This window comes from Ferrovibrio sp. (assembly GCF_046297595.1).
Lineage (GTDB): Bacteria > Pseudomonadota > Alphaproteobacteria > Ferrovibrionales > Ferrovibrionaceae > Ferrovibrio.
This window is the reverse complement of sequence record NZ_JBKBHT010000001.1, coordinates 649,201-662,614: the sequence shown is the minus strand read 5'-3', so window position 1 is coordinate 662,614 and position 13,414 is coordinate 649,201. Positions and strand designations below refer to the sequence as shown.

General features: G+C 64.3%; 17 protein-coding genes. 12 read left to right on the top strand and 5 right to left on the bottom strand.

Annotation, left to right across the window (positions count from 1 at the left end; genetic code table 11):
* Positions 1-152 precede the first annotated feature (152 nt).
* Both ACK4FJ_RS03340 and ACK4FJ_RS03335 read left to right on the top strand, forming a co-directional pair.
* On the top strand, positions 153-617 hold the full coding sequence (locus ACK4FJ_RS03340) for an RrF2 family transcriptional regulator (protein ID WP_409764005.1): 465 nt from the start codon (positions 153-155) through the stop codon (positions 615-617).
* Positions 607-1,308, top strand: a complete 702-nt coding sequence (locus ACK4FJ_RS03335) for a class I SAM-dependent methyltransferase (protein WP_409764002.1) — start codon at positions 607-609, stop codon at positions 1,306-1,308. Before ACK4FJ_RS03340 ends, ACK4FJ_RS03335 begins: the two co-directional genes overlap by 11 nt.
* Positions 1,309-1,361: 53 nt before the next feature.
* Here ACK4FJ_RS03335 and ACK4FJ_RS03330 read toward each other — a convergent pair whose 3' ends face one another.
* Positions 1,362-1,778 carry a hypothetical protein gene (locus tag ACK4FJ_RS03330; RefSeq protein WP_409763999.1) on the bottom strand — a complete coding sequence of 139 codons (417 nt, stop codon included), beginning with the start codon at positions 1,776-1,778 and terminating at the stop codon, positions 1,362-1,364.
* Between the two features lie 33 nt (positions 1,779-1,811).
* The gene (locus ACK4FJ_RS03325; protein ID WP_409763996.1) at positions 1,812-2,207 is read right to left on the bottom strand and encodes a YkvA family protein; all 396 of its coding nucleotides are present in this window, start codon (positions 2,205-2,207) and stop codon (positions 1,812-1,814) included.
* Between the two features lie 83 nt (positions 2,208-2,290).
* Here ACK4FJ_RS03325 and ACK4FJ_RS03320 point away from each other — a divergent pair, with 83 nt between their 5' ends.
* The 7 genes from ACK4FJ_RS03320 (at position 2,291) to ACK4FJ_RS03290 (ending at position 7,347) form a co-directional block, all read left to right on the top strand.
* A complete protein-coding gene (locus ACK4FJ_RS03320; RefSeq protein ID WP_409763993.1) occupies positions 2,291-3,043 on the top strand; it encodes a substrate-binding periplasmic protein in 753 nt (250 codons plus the stop codon).
* Positions 3,044-3,150: 107 nt separating this feature from the next.
* A complete protein-coding gene (locus tag ACK4FJ_RS03315) occupies positions 3,151-3,912 on the top strand; it encodes a 3-hydroxyacyl-CoA dehydrogenase (RefSeq protein ID WP_409763990.1) in 762 nt (253 codons plus the stop codon).
* A gap of 213 nt (positions 3,913-4,125) precedes the next feature.
* Positions 4,126-5,094 (top strand): malate dehydrogenase, encoded by a 969-nt coding sequence (gene mdh, locus ACK4FJ_RS03310; protein ID WP_409763987.1) that lies wholly within the window; start codon positions 4,126-4,128, stop codon positions 5,092-5,094.
* Positions 5,095-5,117: 23 nt separating this feature from the next.
* The gene (locus ACK4FJ_RS03305; protein ID WP_409763984.1) at positions 5,118-5,759 is read left to right on the top strand and encodes a hypothetical protein; all 642 of its coding nucleotides are present in this window, start codon (positions 5,118-5,120) and stop codon (positions 5,757-5,759) included.
* A gap of 9 nt (positions 5,760-5,768) precedes the next feature.
* Positions 5,769-6,416 (top strand): hypothetical protein, encoded by a 648-nt coding sequence (locus ACK4FJ_RS03300; protein ID WP_409763981.1) that lies wholly within the window; start codon positions 5,769-5,771, stop codon positions 6,414-6,416.
* 13 nt (positions 6,417-6,429) lie between these two features.
* A complete protein-coding gene (locus ACK4FJ_RS03295) occupies positions 6,430-7,116 on the top strand; it encodes a lysoplasmalogenase (RefSeq protein ID WP_409763978.1) in 687 nt (228 codons plus the stop codon).
* 33 nt (positions 7,117-7,149) lie between these two features.
* Complete coding sequence (locus ACK4FJ_RS03290) at positions 7,150-7,347, top strand: YqaE/Pmp3 family membrane protein (RefSeq protein ID WP_409763975.1); 198 nt, start codon at positions 7,150-7,152, stop codon at positions 7,345-7,347.
* A 16-nt stretch (positions 7,348-7,363) separates the two neighbouring features.
* Here the strand turns inward: ACK4FJ_RS03290 and ACK4FJ_RS03285 are convergent, their stop codons facing one another.
* Together ACK4FJ_RS03285 and ACK4FJ_RS03280 are read right to left on the bottom strand one after the other, a co-directional pair.
* Entirely contained in the window at positions 7,364-8,131 is a 768-nt protein-coding gene (locus tag ACK4FJ_RS03285; protein ID WP_409763972.1) for a hypothetical protein, read from the bottom strand.
* A 16-nt stretch (positions 8,132-8,147) separates the two neighbouring features.
* Positions 8,148-9,617 carry a peptidoglycan-binding domain-containing protein gene (locus tag ACK4FJ_RS03280; protein WP_409763969.1) on the bottom strand — a complete coding sequence of 490 codons (1,470 nt, stop codon included), beginning with the start codon at positions 9,615-9,617 and terminating at the stop codon, positions 8,148-8,150.
* A gap of 386 nt (positions 9,618-10,003) precedes the next feature.
* Here ACK4FJ_RS03280 and ACK4FJ_RS03275 point away from each other — a divergent pair, with 386 nt between their 5' ends.
* A complete protein-coding gene (locus ACK4FJ_RS03275; protein ID WP_409763966.1) occupies positions 10,004-11,245 on the top strand; it encodes an MFS transporter in 1,242 nt (413 codons plus the stop codon).
* 3 nt (positions 11,246-11,248) lie between these two features.
* Positions 11,249-11,620: a hypothetical protein gene (locus ACK4FJ_RS03270; protein ID WP_409763963.1), complete on the top strand. Its 372-nt coding sequence runs from the start codon at positions 11,249-11,251 to the stop codon at positions 11,618-11,620.
* On the opposite strand, the gene bioB is transcribed toward ACK4FJ_RS03270, so the two are convergent.
* Positions 11,600-12,640 (bottom strand): biotin synthase BioB, encoded by a 1,041-nt coding sequence (gene bioB, locus ACK4FJ_RS03265; RefSeq protein ID WP_409763960.1) that lies wholly within the window; start codon positions 12,638-12,640, stop codon positions 11,600-11,602. The genes ACK4FJ_RS03270 and bioB overlap by 21 nt on opposite strands.
* Before the next feature lie 110 nt (positions 12,641-12,750).
* On the opposite strand from bioB, the gene ACK4FJ_RS03260 reads away from it, so the two are divergent.
* Positions 12,751-13,410, top strand: a complete 660-nt coding sequence (locus ACK4FJ_RS03260; RefSeq protein ID WP_409763957.1) for a response regulator — start codon at positions 12,751-12,753, stop codon at positions 13,408-13,410.
* Positions 13,411-13,414 lie beyond the last annotated feature (4 nt).

The following is a 13,414-nucleotide window of genomic DNA, read 5'->3' as shown; positions in this document are numbered from 1 at the left end:
TCAGCCGCGGTGTTGAGTTCAGAGCCCGTCCCCGCGTCAGGGGGCGGGTCTTGTCTTTTTTGTCGGAAGCGTCCCCATCGGCCTAGCGGCGCCGGCAAACAGCTTGGTGCTGGAAGTTGACGCGTCTCTTTTCATGTAATATTATAAGTTACATGAAAAGAGACAGCAAATTGTCGGGTGTGCTTCATGTGCTGCTGCATATGGCACACCGGGATGCGCCAGCGACCTCCGAAATGCTTGCAAAAGCGATGCAGACCAACCCGGTCGTGATACGCCGAATCATGGCGGGGCTACGAGAGCGCGGCTATGTGCATTCCGAAAAAGGGCATGGCGGCGGATGGATGCTTGCCTGCGACCTCTCGAAGCTCACGTTGCGAGATGTCTACGAGGCACTCGGCGAGCCTTCGCTCCTGGCGATTGGCAATAGGACTGAAACACCCGGCTGCCTCATCGAGCAGGCGGTGAACGCCGCGCTGGGCCGAGCCTTCGATGAAGCCGAAGCGATGTTGTTGTCGCATTTCGCCTCTGTGTCGCTCGGGCAGCTCAGCGACGATTTTCGCAATCGACTGGCCAATCGCAAGCAATCTTACGATCTGGAGAGGGTTCATGCCGGATAACGGTGCGATGCAGACGCTGCTTGCATCCTTTAATGATCCCGAGCATGCGCGTCGCTACAGTGACGGCCCCCAGCGGTTCGTCCCGGCTATTACCGACCTGCACCGCATGACCGCGATTTTGCTGGCGGAGCGTGCTCCCAAAGATGCTCGTGTGCTGGTACTGGGGGCTGGCGGCGGTCTTGAGTTGCGGGTCTTCGCGACTATGCAGCCGAACTGGACCTTTGTCGGCGTCGATCCAGCCGGTGCCATGCTCAGCGAGGCCCGGCGCGCACTCGGTCAGGATGCGGCACGCGTTATGTTCTGCGAGGGATATATCGATGATGCCCCCGAAGGCCCGTTTGACGCCGCGACTTGCCTTCTGACTCTGCACTTCCTGGCGCCTGAAGAGCGCAGACGCACGCTCGCTGAGCTTCGTCGACGACTAAAGCCCGGCGCTCCGTTTGTGGCGGCGCATTCCAGCTTTCCGCAGAGTGGCGACGCGCGTCTCCTTTGGTTGTCGCGTTACGGCGCTTTCGCTCGCGAGGCAGGCGCCGATTCCGCACAGGTTGAAAAGATGATCGCGACATTGGACGCGCATTTGCCGATGCTTGCTCCCGAGCAGGACGAAGCCATTCTTCGCGATGCAGGCTTTTCGGATATAACCATGTTCTATGCCGCTTTCACGTGGCGCGGATGGGTCGCTTACGCCTGATCTCGTGCCCGACAACATGTTTGCTGGAAGCGAATAAGTCGAAGGGGATGCGGTCACGGGCAGGGCACGTCGCGGAAGCTGTAGATGCGATCGTCGGCCGGCCTGTAATCGGCGCGGCCAGACCTATCGCCGCCCTGCAGGGCCCATTCCGGCGAGATGGTGGTCTGGTAGATCTGGCAGACCGCGCTGCCGTCCCGCATGAGGCGGTGATACTCGGCCTTCGCGGCCCAGCGACCGGCGTCGTCGAGTAAACGCGTCTCGCCATTCTCCACACGGATGCTCCAGTCCAGCCTGCCGTCCTGTACCGCCAGCGACACCGGCCCGCTTGTCGCCGGCAGGGTCACGGCCGATTGCAGCACATGGCCGCCGGCCAGCACTGTGCCGGCCTCGAAATGCAGCGGCGGGGCCGGGGGGGCTTGCGCCGCGGCGGGTGCGGCAAGGAACAGCAGGATGACGAGGGGGTGGCGCATGCCGTCCAGACTAGCAGAAGCGGCTCGCCATTCTCATGGGGCTTTACGCAACGCTTCGAGCCGCTCGCGCGCCTTGTCGCGATGGCGTTCGGTGATGCTGGTCTCCACCGCGCGGATCGCGGCCAGGATCACGGCCAGGTCGTCGCCATAGCCCATGGCGCCGAAGATGTCGGGGATCATGTCCAGCGGCACGACGAAATACCCCAGCGCGCCCAGCAGGATCGCCTTGGCGCCCAGCGGCGTTTTCGGATCGATGGCGGCGTAATAGGCAGCCAGGAAGGTTTCGGCGAAAGGCAGGTGACCCAGCACGCGTTTCAGCTTGCGCCAGAAGCGTTTGGCCAGGCGCGGCTGCTCCAGGCGCAGGCGAGCCGGATCGGCCGGCAGCTGGTAGGCGGGCGGATTGGGATCGATGATAGGATCGGTAACCACGTCCTCCGATATGGGGGCAGGACCGGGACACTGCAAGCCGGGTGCGGCCTGTGCCATACTGCCCGGTGAGAATGATGAGGAATATGATGGCTTTGCGGCGCGTCATCGCCGGCATCTTTGCGACGATGGCGCTGGTATCCGTTTCCTGCGCCGCGCCCGCGCAGGAGCGACTGACCCTGGTCACCGGCGAGGGATATCCACCCTTCGCCGATCCTGGGCTGCCGGATGGCGGTGTCGCCACCCTGCTGGTGCGCCAGGTGTTGGAGGGGCTGGGCGCCAGCGTGCAGATCGACTTCCTGCCCTGGCGGCGCGGCTACGAGGAAACCCTGCGCGGCCGTTTTGACGCCACCTTTCCCTATGTGCGCACGCCGGAACGCGAAGCGGACTTCCTCTATTCCACGCCGCTGATCAATGTGCGTCAGGTGGTCTTCGCCGCCGCTGCCCGGCCTGTGCAATACCGCCAGCCCGGCGACCTGCGCGGCCTGCGTCTCTGCCTGGCGCTGGGCTACGCGCCGCCGCAGGCCCTGCAGGCGATGATCGGGGCAAACCAGATCGAACGCTTTACGCCGGCCAGCGCGGAAACCTGTCCCGCCCTGGTGGACAGCGGTCGGGCCGATTTCTTTGTGCAGGACCAGCGCATCGGCATGGCCCTGGTCGCCAGGGCCGGACTGACAGGCCGCGTGATGGTTGTGCCGGGTCCGCCGGTCGGCGAGACCGAGCTGCACCTGATCGTGCCGCGCACCCGTCCCGATGCCATTTCGCTGATGGCCCGCTTCGATGCCGCCCTGGCCCGCCTGCGCGCCAGCGGCGGTTACGAGCGGCTGCTGACCCAGTAGCCCGCAGGCTCTCTGGCCGGGCCCCGGTCGGTAGCCAAGCCCGGCCCGCTTGGTCTATAACCTCCGCCCGGAATAGTTACGATACATAACGATTGAGGGAGTGATCCATGGATCTCAAGGGCGTAGGCGCGATTGTCACCGGCGGCGCATCCGGTCTGGGGGCTGCCACCGCGCGCGAGCTGGCCAAGGCCGGCGCCAAGGTCGCCATCTTCGACATGAATGCCGAAATCGGCGAGCAGACCGCCAAGGATATCGGCGGCGTGTTCGTGAAATGCGACGTGGCCGACGGTCCGGGCGGCGAGGCCGCCGTGAAGGATGCCATCGCCAAGGTCGGCCCGGTGCGCGTGCTGGTCAACTGCGCCGGCGTCGGCACGCCGATGAAGGCGGTGGGCAAGGACGGCCCGGTCGCGCTGGAGAAGTTCGTCAAGGTCGTGCAGATCAACCTGGTCGGCACCTTCAACATGATCCGCCTGGTCGCACATCACATGCAGCAGCAGCCGGAAATGGCCGACAAGGAACGCGGCTGCATCATCAACACCGCCTCGGTGGCGGCCTTCGATGGCCAGATCGGCCAGCCCGCCTATGGCGCCTCCAAGGCCGGTGTGCATGGCATGACGTTGCCGCTGGCGCGTGAGTTCGCCCAGCATGGCATCCGCGTCTGCACCATCGCGCCCGGCCTGTTCGGCACGCCGATGATGTTCGCCCTGCCGCCCGAGGCGCAGGAGAGCCTGGGCAAGTCGGTGCCATATCCGTCCCGCCTGGGCCGCCCGGAGGAATATGCCGCGCTTGCCCGCCATATCTGCGAGAACGTGATGCTGAACGGCGAGACCATCCGCCTCGACGGCGCCCTCCGGATGGCGCCGCGCTAAGCGCGGGGATCACGCGCTGACTCGCTGGGGCATGGCGCCCCGCTGATAACCGCCCCGTAATCGGGTCGTAAAACAGGGCCGCCGGTCAACCGGCGGCCTTTTCTTTACCCTTCGGAGGGGGCCAGGAGCCTTGCCCGCCCGGGCGATTCCCGCTACCCCTTGGGCCGACCATTTCCACCCCAGAACAGACGCAATTTTCCGGAGGTTTTTCCCATGGCGCGCAAGAAAATCGCCCTCATCGGCGGCGGCAATATCGGCGGTACCCTGGCCCTGCTGGCCGGCATGAAGGAACTCGGCGATATCACCATCTTCGACGTGGTCGAAGGCCTGCCGCAGGGCAAGGCGCTCGACATGGCCCAGGCCGGCGCGGTGGAAGGCTTCGATGCCAAGCTGCGCGGCACCCAGGACTACAAGGACATCGCCGGTTCCGACGTCATCATCGTCACCGCCGGCGTGGCGCGTAAGCCGGGCATGAGCCGCGACGACCTCCTGGGCATCAACATCAAGGTCATGCAGGCGGTCGGCGCCGGCATCAAGGCCCATGCCCCCAACGCCTTCGTCATCTGCATCACCAACCCGCTGGATGCCATGGTGTGGGTGCTGCGCGAGGTCTGCGGCCTGCCGCATAACAAGGTGATCGGCATGGCCGGCGTGCTCGACAGCGCCCGCTTCCGCCACTTCCTGGCCGAGGAATTCAACGTCTCGGTCAACGACGTGAATGCCTTCGTGCTGGGCGGCCACGGCGACACCATGGTGCCGCTGATCCGCTATTCCACCGTGGCCGGCATCCCGGTGCCCGACCTGATCAAGATGGGCTGGTCGACCCAGGAGAAGATCGACAAGATCGTGCAGCGCACCCGCGATGGCGGCGCCGAGATCGTCGGCCTGCTCAAGACCGGTTCGGCTTTCTACGCCCCGGCTTCGTCCGCCATCGAGATGGCCGAGAGCTACCTGAAGGACAAGCGCCGCGTGCTGCCCTGCGCCGCCTGGCTGGATGGCGGCAAGTATGGCCAGACCGGCATGTATGTCGGCGTGCCGGTGGTGATCGGCGCCAATGGCGTGGAGAAGATCGTCGAGATCGAGCTGAACGCCGAAGAGAAGAAGATGTTCGAGCATTCGGCCAATGCCGTGAAGGGCCTGGTCGATGCCTGCAAGCAGATCGACCCGTCGCTCGGCAAGTAAACCTTCCAGCTTCGGCTGACATCATGCGGCGCGCCGGGAATCCGGCGCGCCGTTTTTTTGCTTTTACGCTATTTCTGTTAAGTGGAAGGAATGTTGATTCTATATTTTTGCGAGTATACGCTTCCAACAAACGCAGGCTTGGGGGGCATATGAGAAGATTCGCAATCTTGGCACTCCTTATGGTGGGTGCCTTGTCGTTGTCCGCGTGTCAACGACCCGGACAGAACGTCTACCGGCATGACGAGGTGGGGAAATCGTCGGCTCTCAGCTTTGGAACGATCCTCAGTGTCCGTGAGGTCAGTGTTATTGGCGAGAATACCGGCGCTGGCGCGCTTGTTGGCGCGGCGGCCGGTGCCGGTGCCGGCAGTTATGTTGGGCGAGGATCAGGCAGTGCCTGGGGCGCTGGCGTAGGTCTTGTCGCAGGCGCGATTGCCGGTGCTATGGCCGAGCAGGCCATGGCCGACCGAAAGGCTCTTGAGTACGTGGTCGTGCTTGAGTCGGGTGTGCCCATGACATATGTCCAGGAAATTCACAAAGAAGACCGCGTTTTTGCCGTCGGAGAGCGCGTTGTCGTGCAGAACTCTGGCGGTTATCAGCGCGTCCTGCCGGCTAGCAATCTGCCAACCGAAGTAAAGCGGCCGCAGGGCCTGAAAATTGTAGACTAAGGGGGAAAGATGAAACTTCGGGCATTGGGGGTTTTTCTGTTGCTTGGTCTGGCAGCTTGCTCAGGGCAGGTTGCCGTTCCAAATATCAAGGTCGAAACCCCTGCTGGCATAACGCCGACGAGCGGTAAATATGCGGCGGTGGTTCAATCCGGTGGATGGCAGCTGAAAACCGACCCATCCGGTTGGACGTGCGGAGCTTGGCACTTCAACGTCGATGTGAATGGGCCTTATGAGACGGCAATGCGGGATGTGCTAACACGCTCGCTTGAGAAGGTGGATTTCACCGGTGAAACCTATTCGCCAGCCCGCCTGAAGGAATTGGGCTACGATGCCCAGATTATCCTGTATCAGGGCAATGCCAATTCATCCTTCGGGGTTAATCCCGGCTTCTTCACGGGCAGCGCAAACAGCGAAATCGCTCTAACGGTCACGCTTGCTGTCCTTGACGACGCTGGTGTCTCGGCCCAACACACGATTACGGGGAAAGGGACAGGCAAGCAGGATGTACTGGTTTGCAACACCATCGGCGATGCGGTTGCAAAAGCTGCCCAGGATGCGATTCAGGACATCGTCAAGAACTCGCTCCTTTATGTGCGCGACAGTCTGCGGGAACGTCAGCTCAAGAAGATGACTTCCTCGGGCAAACCTACAAGCTGACGGGCGCTAAGGCATGATTGGACAGACGGCGCGCCAGACAGCCTCTGGCGCGCCGTTTCTGTTTCGCGTGGCCTTCATCGCCGCGCTGGTTCTTGCCACGCTCTACCTCTTCGCCGGCCCGCTGCTGCCTGACGTTCTCTGGCTGAAGGCTGCCGTGAAGGGCGCCGTCTGCCCGCTGCTGGCGCTGGCCCTGTGGACGGTGCGCGGCGGCGACGCCGATGCCAGACGCTTGAGCCTCGCCCTGCTGTTCTCGGCGGCGGGCGATGTGTTCCTGGCGGTCGACCGCGTCGGCCTGTTCGTGCCCGGGTTGGCCAGCTTCCTGCTCGCCCATCTGGTCTATCTCTGGCAGTTCGTGGCGCGCCGCCCGCGGCCGTTCCATTTGCCGCCCGTCCGCCGGCTGGTGGCGCTGGGCATCCTGCTGGGCATCGGCACGATGCTGGTGCTGCTCACGCCCGGCCTGGGCAAACTGCTGGTGCCGGTCTATGCCTATATCGCCGCCATCGCCGCCATGGCGCTGGCCGCCACGGCCCTGCCGGGCCGGCCGCTGGTGATGCTGGGCGCGCTCAGTTTCATGATCTCGGACTCGCTCATCGCGCTCGACAAGTTCGTGGCGCCGATCCCCTTCGTCGGCCCGGCAATCTGGATCACCTATGTCGCCGCACAGGCGATGATCGTGCTGGGCTGGAAAGACCGCGCCTGACTTCCTACATTGGCAGGGAAGGAGAAACCCGCCATGCGCCTGCTGATCGCCATCTTCCTGCCCTTTCTGGTGTTCTTCACCATCGGGCGGCCGATAGCCGGCATCATCTGCCTGATCCTGCAGATCACCATCCTGGGCTGGATTCCGGCGGCTTTGTGGGCGGTGTATGCGCTCAGCCAGTACAACACCGCCAAGCAGATCGAGCAGGCGACCGGCCGGCGCACGCTGTAGCCTCGCACACAACCGATCATCTGACGGGCTCGGGAGCGGGGGAGCTCAGCGCAAGCTCCGTCGACCAGTCCGGATCATAGGGGCGAAAGCCAAAGGTCTGCTGGAACAGCAGCATGCGGCGGGGATGTTCGCGTGCCCAGCGGATCGCATCATGGCCGAGCCAGGCAAAGCTGCCTTTTTCCCATACACTTGCCTGATAGTCGGGATAACTGATCGCGAGTTGGTTCCGGTTGGTGGCAAAGCGCGACAATAGGCGAAAGACGCGGCGAGCGAAGGCAAGATGCGCCTTGTTACCCTTCTTGCAGTTGACGGAGATCTGCCCGCCATGCAGCCGTTGCGGCCAATCCTTGTCTTCCTCCAGCACTCCACAGCCGGGCATGATGGCGACGCTGGGGAGGTGCCTGGATGTCAGCAGGGCGGAATCGCCGCATCCGCCAACCCCTTTTTCTATGAAATATTCGGGCTGCCAGGCAGGATCGAGAATGGAACGTATATAATACGGGAAAGAGCCGCGCGGTAGGGGCGGTTTGTTTGTCACCATGACCGCGCAGAGATGGTCGACCAGCACATGGCTCCTTTCGAGGAATGCCCAGGGCTTGGAACGCAGATCGATCAGCCAGCGCCCGGCCGGATACAGTTCCTGCCATGCATCCCCGAAGGCCTGCCAGTCGGCATAGGATAACCCCACCTCGCGGCGACGGACTGTCTCCGGGTAATGGTAAGTAAACCGTATCTGAATGTGGACCAGGTCGCGCGTATCGAAGAACGGTTCCGCCTTTTTCATCCTTTTCTCCCATCCGTTACAGTTCGCCTTCTTTTGCCAGCCTGTCCTGCAGGGCCGACCACATCTGGCGGCAACGCAGGCGCACATAGCTGGAATAGGATTCCTCGGTCTCTCCGGGTTTCATCTTGCGTGCCCAGACGGCGACGCCTTTTTCGATGTTGTTCTGCAGGTTCGCGAAACGGCGCGCCTGGTCGGGCGTCTGGCTTTCCGTCTCGATGCTGTCGCTGCCGGTTTTGCGGATCGTGTCGGTGTTCAGATAGGCGACGGTGCGTGCTGTCTGATCGCCGAAGCTGATATCCGGCCGGCTGCTGCCGCGCAGATCGGAGCTGTTCTTATCGCGTTTGATGACCTGCTCCTGCAGCTCGCCTTTTTCTGTATGCGTGCCGCCATGGGTATGGGGAATCTTTCCCAGCCTGGGAAATTCGCCCAGCGTTTCCACGCAGACCTTGGCGGCAATCCGGTTGCTTTCCACGGTTTCCGGTTTCCCCCGCCCGCCATGGATGTTCAGGTCGAGAATGATGCCGGCCACGATCTCTGCCAGCGGTCGCTGCTGCGATGGCAGAAGGCGGATCGAATCCTCAACCTCCGGCGGGGTCAGGCCTTCGCCGGCTTGCGCCTGCGGCTCAGCCGGCCGGCCTTTCAGATCGGCATCGACCTTCGGCGGCTCCAGCGGCGGCGTGCGGCCGGCCTCACGGTCAATGCCGCTGGGCGGCTCGGATGGCGGCGTGGCGGAAGCTTCTGGATTCGCAGCGCGACGGATGACCTGCATTGGCAGGGTCAGCAGGTTGAGAGGCCCAACCGCCTTCAGCACCTGATCGGTAGTGGAGATTGCGCTGCCAACCCTGTCCGTGGCGTCTTCGAGCGTCTTACTCAGCCATGCGCCAGCCGCCTTCACGTCTGGCCGTTCATGCGGCAAAGAAGCATCGGTGACGACAGGTGGGGTCGGCAGCGGCAGGGCAGCCTGGGCGTATTGCGGTCCTGTTGGCTTTCCTGTCCGGATCATGCCGACCGGTTCGCGGCCTTGCTGCGCATCACTGGCCAGCACAATGTTCGAGGCCGGCGGCGTATCTTCTGCGCTGTGGCGCAGGGCGTAGAAACGGTCGACATCCTCGGGTCGCGGCATGCCATAGCCGTCTAGCCGGTCGCTGAAATCGTCTTGCAGCGCGGCGACCGTCTCGCCATGGCCCTCCGCGTCCACGCCGCCCGGTGGCACAGGCAGCAGCAGGCCGTCCGGCGTCAGTCCGCGGTCCTTTTGATAGGCGGAGATGGCGCGCTCCAGGCCGGCACCGGGCCAACCGGTCGGCACGCCGGGCATCGGCAGGTCGTAATAGCCGGCATTGCCCAGCAGGATCTGGGCGCGGATCACATCGGCGCGGTCATTCGCACCGAAGCGGCCGACAGAACCGGAAAAGGTGAAGGGGTCATTGGTATCGCCGGCGAATGGCGGGAAAGGGGAGGGTGTGTCTTCCCGAGGCAGTAAAGTCATGGCGGCTCCTGGAGGGCGGAATATTTCTTGATAATATTCCTAAATAATATACACTTTATGTTCCAATATCAAGAGAAATTATATACATAAAGTAGTATTCTATTTAGTTTAGCTGACAACACTCCCGCTTTTGTTGAAAGCTCTGGAACGAAATGGCGCCTATATGAAAATTCAATAGCTTACCTATGCAAAACCATCGCAAAACGACTCAAAACGCATCGCGCACGCCGGCAAATCCCGGCACAGCAGTCCAACCCGCGCCGGCCCGCGCCACACCGTCCGTAACAGCCCCGAATTGCACGGTGCCAATTTAAGACTTGCCCCTAAAGGCCCGCTTCCCTAATTGCAGGGCGTATAAACGAACGACCGTTCAGGAGACGATCCCCATGACGACCCAGACCCAGGCCCCCCAGTCCGGGGCCCCGATCTCCTGGCGCACCCCCCTGCTGGTCATCCTCGCCGGCTGCACCATCGCGCTGCTGAATTTCGGCGTGCGCTCGGGCTTCGGCCTGTTCCTCGAGCCGATCAGCGCCGCCAACGGCTGGGGCCGCGAGGTCTTCGCCTTCGGCATCGCCATCCAGACCGTGCTGTGGGGCTTCGGCCAGCCCTTCGCCGGCGCCCTGGCCGACCGCTACGGCTCCGCCCGCGTGCTGGTCGGCGGCGCGCTGTTCTATGCCGCCGGCGTGGCGCTCACCGCCTATGCCACCACGCCGCTGATGCTCAATGTCACGCTCGGCATGCTGATCGGCATCGGTCTTGCCGGTTCGTCCTTCACCGTGGCGCTCTCGGCCATTGCCCGCATGGTGCCGGCCGAAAAACGCTCCTGGGCGCTGGGCATCGGCACGGCGGCGGGCTCGATGGGGCAGTTTTTGATGGTGCCGCTGGGCCAGGCCTTCATCGCCGCCTTCGGCACGGCTTTCGCGCTGATCCTGCTCAGCCTGTTCGCGCTGGCCATCGCGCCGCTGGCGCTGGTGCTGGCTGGCAAGGCGCCGGAAGGCACCGGCCCGCAGCAGTCGATGGGCGAGGCCCTGCGCGAGGCCGGCGTGCAGAAAAGCTACTGGCTGCTGATCTTCGGCTTCTTCGTCTGCGGCTTCCACGTCTCCTTCATCCAGACTCACCTGCCGGCCTATATCGTTGATCGCGGCCTTGATCCCGCCACCGGCGCCTGGGCGCTGGCCCTGGTCGGCCTGGCCAATGTGGTCGGCTCGTATACCGCCGGCGTGCTGGGCGGCAAACGCTCCAAGAAATATCTGCTCAGCTTCATCTACGGCGCCCGCGCCGTGGTGATCGCGGTCTTCGTCATGCTGCCCATGACGCAGGTCAGCGTGCTCATCTTCGCCTTCGCCATGGGCCTGCTCTGGCTTTCCACCGTGCCGCTCACCTCAGGGCTGGTGGCGCAGATCTTCGGCCCGCGCTACATGGCCACCCTGTTCGGCATCGTATTCTTCAGCCACCAGGTCGGCGGTTTTCTCGGCGTCTGGCTCGGCGGCCGCCTGTTCGACATGACGGGCTCGTATGACCTGGTCTGGTGGATCTCGATGGGTCTCGGCGTGTTTGCCGCCATCGTGCATTGGCCCATCGACGAACGCCCGCTGGCGCGCCTGTCTCCGGCCGCGGCTGCGGAGTGATCCATGGCTGCGACTCACCGCATTGCGCTTGCCTTTGCGGCTGCGGTGCTGCTGGTCTGGGGCCTGCTCTTCGCCGTCACGGTACAGCGCGCCGCTCTGCCGCCGGATGCCAGCGGCCGGGTGATCGCGGTCTATCCCTTCGGCTGGGATGCGTCGGCGGTGACAGTGGCGGCGACGCAGACGGAAGCGCGGCTGGTGCGGCAGACCTGGCTGCCCAACGCGGTCGAGCTGGCCTCCGAGGATCCGGGTTTCGCCGGCCGCCTGCGCGAAACCGGCGCCATCGGCGTCTATCGCGCCCAGCCCTTCACGCTGTTCACGCTGGCCGGCTGCACCGGCATGCCGCCCCTGCTGCCCTCACTCCGCCGCTTCGGCTGAGCCGCCCACCTCGACAGTGGTGTGCGGCATCGCGGTGATGCCCAGCTTGGCCATCAGGGTCGCGTCGCGGTCCTGGCCCGGATTCTTGGTGGTCAGCAGCTTTTCGCCCAGGAAGATCGAGTTGGCGCCGGCCAGGAAACACAGCGCCTGCAGTTCCTCGCTCATCTGCTCGCGCCCGGCCGAGAGGCGGACCATCGAGGCCGGCATCACGATGCGCGCCACGGCGATGGTGCGCACGAAGTCGATGCCGTCCAGTGGCGCCTGGCCGTCCAGCGGCGTGCCCTCCACCTGCACCAGCATGTTGATCGGCACGCTGTCGGGATGGGCGGGCAGGGTGGCCAGGCTGTGCAGCAGGCCTACGCGGTCCTCGGCCTTTTCCCCTAAGCCCACGATGCCGCCGCAGCACACTTTCAGCCCGGCCGCGCGCACGTTGCCCAGCGTGTCGAGCCGGTCCTGGTAGGTCCGCGTGGTGATGATCGCGCCGTAATGCTCGGGCGAGGTGTCGAGGTTGTGGTTGTAGTAATCCAGTCCGGCCTCGCCCAGCCGCCGCGCCTGTTCGGGCGACAGCATGCCCAGCGTGGCGCAGGTCTCCAGGCCCAGCGCCTTCACTTCCGCGATCATGGCGCAGACCTTGTCGAGGTCGCGGTCCTTCGGGCTGCGCCAGGCGGCGCCCATGCAGAAGCGGCTGGCGCCGGCCGCCTTGGCCTCGCGCGCGGCGGTCAGGGTCTCATCCAGGCCCATCAGCTTCTCGGCCTTCACGCCGGTCTCGAAGCTCGCGCTCTGCGGGCAATAGGCGCAGTCCTCGGGGCAGCCGCCGGTCTTGATGCTCAGCAGGGTGCTCATCTGCACCTCGTTGGCAGCGAAGTGGCGGCGGTGCACCTGCTGGGCCAGGAAGATCAGGTCGTTGAACGGCAGGGCAAACAGCGCGTCGATCTCGGCGCGCGACCAGTCGTGGCGCGGCTCGGCAGAAGCGCAACGTGCGGTGAGGGACGAGATATCCACAAGGCCAACGGCGGTCATGACGGGCTCCCTGAAACCGATGCGGTCGCCTGCACTAGCCCGGCCTTCCGCCCATGTCCAGTACCGCCTTCGCCTTGCTGCGGGCGGGGCGGTGGTTTACCCTCGCTATCATGACGGGGACAGGGAAGGCCGGCACAGAACCGGCACTCACAATCATCATCGCCGACGACCATCCGCTGGTGCGCGAGGCCTTGGGCCAGGCGCTGCGCCAGGCGATGGCGGGGGTCGAGGTGATCGGCTGTTCCGACCTGAAGGAAGCCGTTGCCGCGCTGGAGGCGCGCGAGGCGGTCGATCTTTTGATCCTCGATCTCGACATGCCCGGCATGGACGGTTTTTCCGGCCTTGCCACCGTGCGCGCCAGCCATTCGGCCGTGCCGGTCGCCATCGTGTCGTCCACCCGCGAACCGGCCGTCATGCGCCGCGCCATCGAGTTCGGCGCCGCCGCCTTCGTGCCGAAATCCGCCGCCCTGGAGACCATCGCCAGCGCGCTGCAGTCGGTGCTGGACGGCGAGGTCTGGCTGCCGCCCGAGATGGAAGAGGGCGGCGCACCCGGCATGCCCGACGATTTCGCCCGCCGCGTCGCCGAGCTGACACCGCAGCAGCTGCGTGTGCTGACCCTGCTCAGCAAGGGCAAGCTGAACAAGCAGATCGCCCACGAGCTTTCGGTCGGCGAAGCCACGGTGAAGGCCCATGTCACCGCGATCCTCAAGAAGCTTGGCGTGCGCAGCCGCACCCAGGCCGTGATCGCCGCGCGGCATTTCTCGATCTGAATCG

Coding starts and splice junctions, on each gene's coding strand:
- ACK4FJ_RS03340 (WP_409764005.1), top strand. CDS start 153: ATGAAAAGAGACAGCAAATTGTCGGGTGTGCTTCATGTGCTGCTGCAT.
- ACK4FJ_RS03335 (WP_409764002.1), top strand. CDS start 607: ATGCCGGATAACGGTGCGATGCAGACGCTGCTTGCATCCTTTAATGAT.
- ACK4FJ_RS03330 (WP_409763999.1), bottom strand. CDS start 1,778: ATGCGCCACCCCCTCGTCATCCTGCTGTTCCTTGCCGCACCCGCCGCG.
- ACK4FJ_RS03320 (WP_409763993.1), top strand. CDS start 2,291: ATGATGGCTTTGCGGCGCGTCATCGCCGGCATCTTTGCGACGATGGCG.
- ACK4FJ_RS03315 (WP_409763990.1), top strand. CDS start 3,151: ATGGATCTCAAGGGCGTAGGCGCGATTGTCACCGGCGGCGCATCCGGT.
- mdh (WP_409763987.1), top strand. CDS start 4,126: ATGGCGCGCAAGAAAATCGCCCTCATCGGCGGCGGCAATATCGGCGGT.
- ACK4FJ_RS03305 (WP_409763984.1), top strand. CDS start 5,118: ATGCGGCGCGCCGGGAATCCGGCGCGCCGTTTTTTTGCTTTTACGCTA.
- ACK4FJ_RS03300 (WP_409763981.1), top strand. CDS start 5,769: ATGAAACTTCGGGCATTGGGGGTTTTTCTGTTGCTTGGTCTGGCAGCT.
- ACK4FJ_RS03295 (WP_409763978.1), top strand. CDS start 6,430: ATGATTGGACAGACGGCGCGCCAGACAGCCTCTGGCGCGCCGTTTCTG.
- ACK4FJ_RS03290 (WP_409763975.1), top strand. CDS start 7,150: ATGCGCCTGCTGATCGCCATCTTCCTGCCCTTTCTGGTGTTCTTCACC.
- ACK4FJ_RS03285 (WP_409763972.1), bottom strand. CDS start 8,131: ATGAAAAAGGCGGAACCGTTCTTCGATACGCGCGACCTGGTCCACATT.
- ACK4FJ_RS03280 (WP_409763969.1), bottom strand. CDS start 9,617: ATGACTTTACTGCCTCGGGAAGACACACCCTCCCCTTTCCCGCCATTC.
- ACK4FJ_RS03275 (WP_409763966.1), top strand. CDS start 10,004: ATGACGACCCAGACCCAGGCCCCCCAGTCCGGGGCCCCGATCTCCTGG.
- ACK4FJ_RS03270 (WP_409763963.1), top strand. CDS start 11,249: ATGGCTGCGACTCACCGCATTGCGCTTGCCTTTGCGGCTGCGGTGCTG.
- bioB (WP_409763960.1), bottom strand. CDS start 12,640: ATGACCGCCGTTGGCCTTGTGGATATCTCGTCCCTCACCGCACGTTGC.
- ACK4FJ_RS03260 (WP_409763957.1), top strand. CDS start 12,751: ATGACGGGGACAGGGAAGGCCGGCACAGAACCGGCACTCACAATCATC.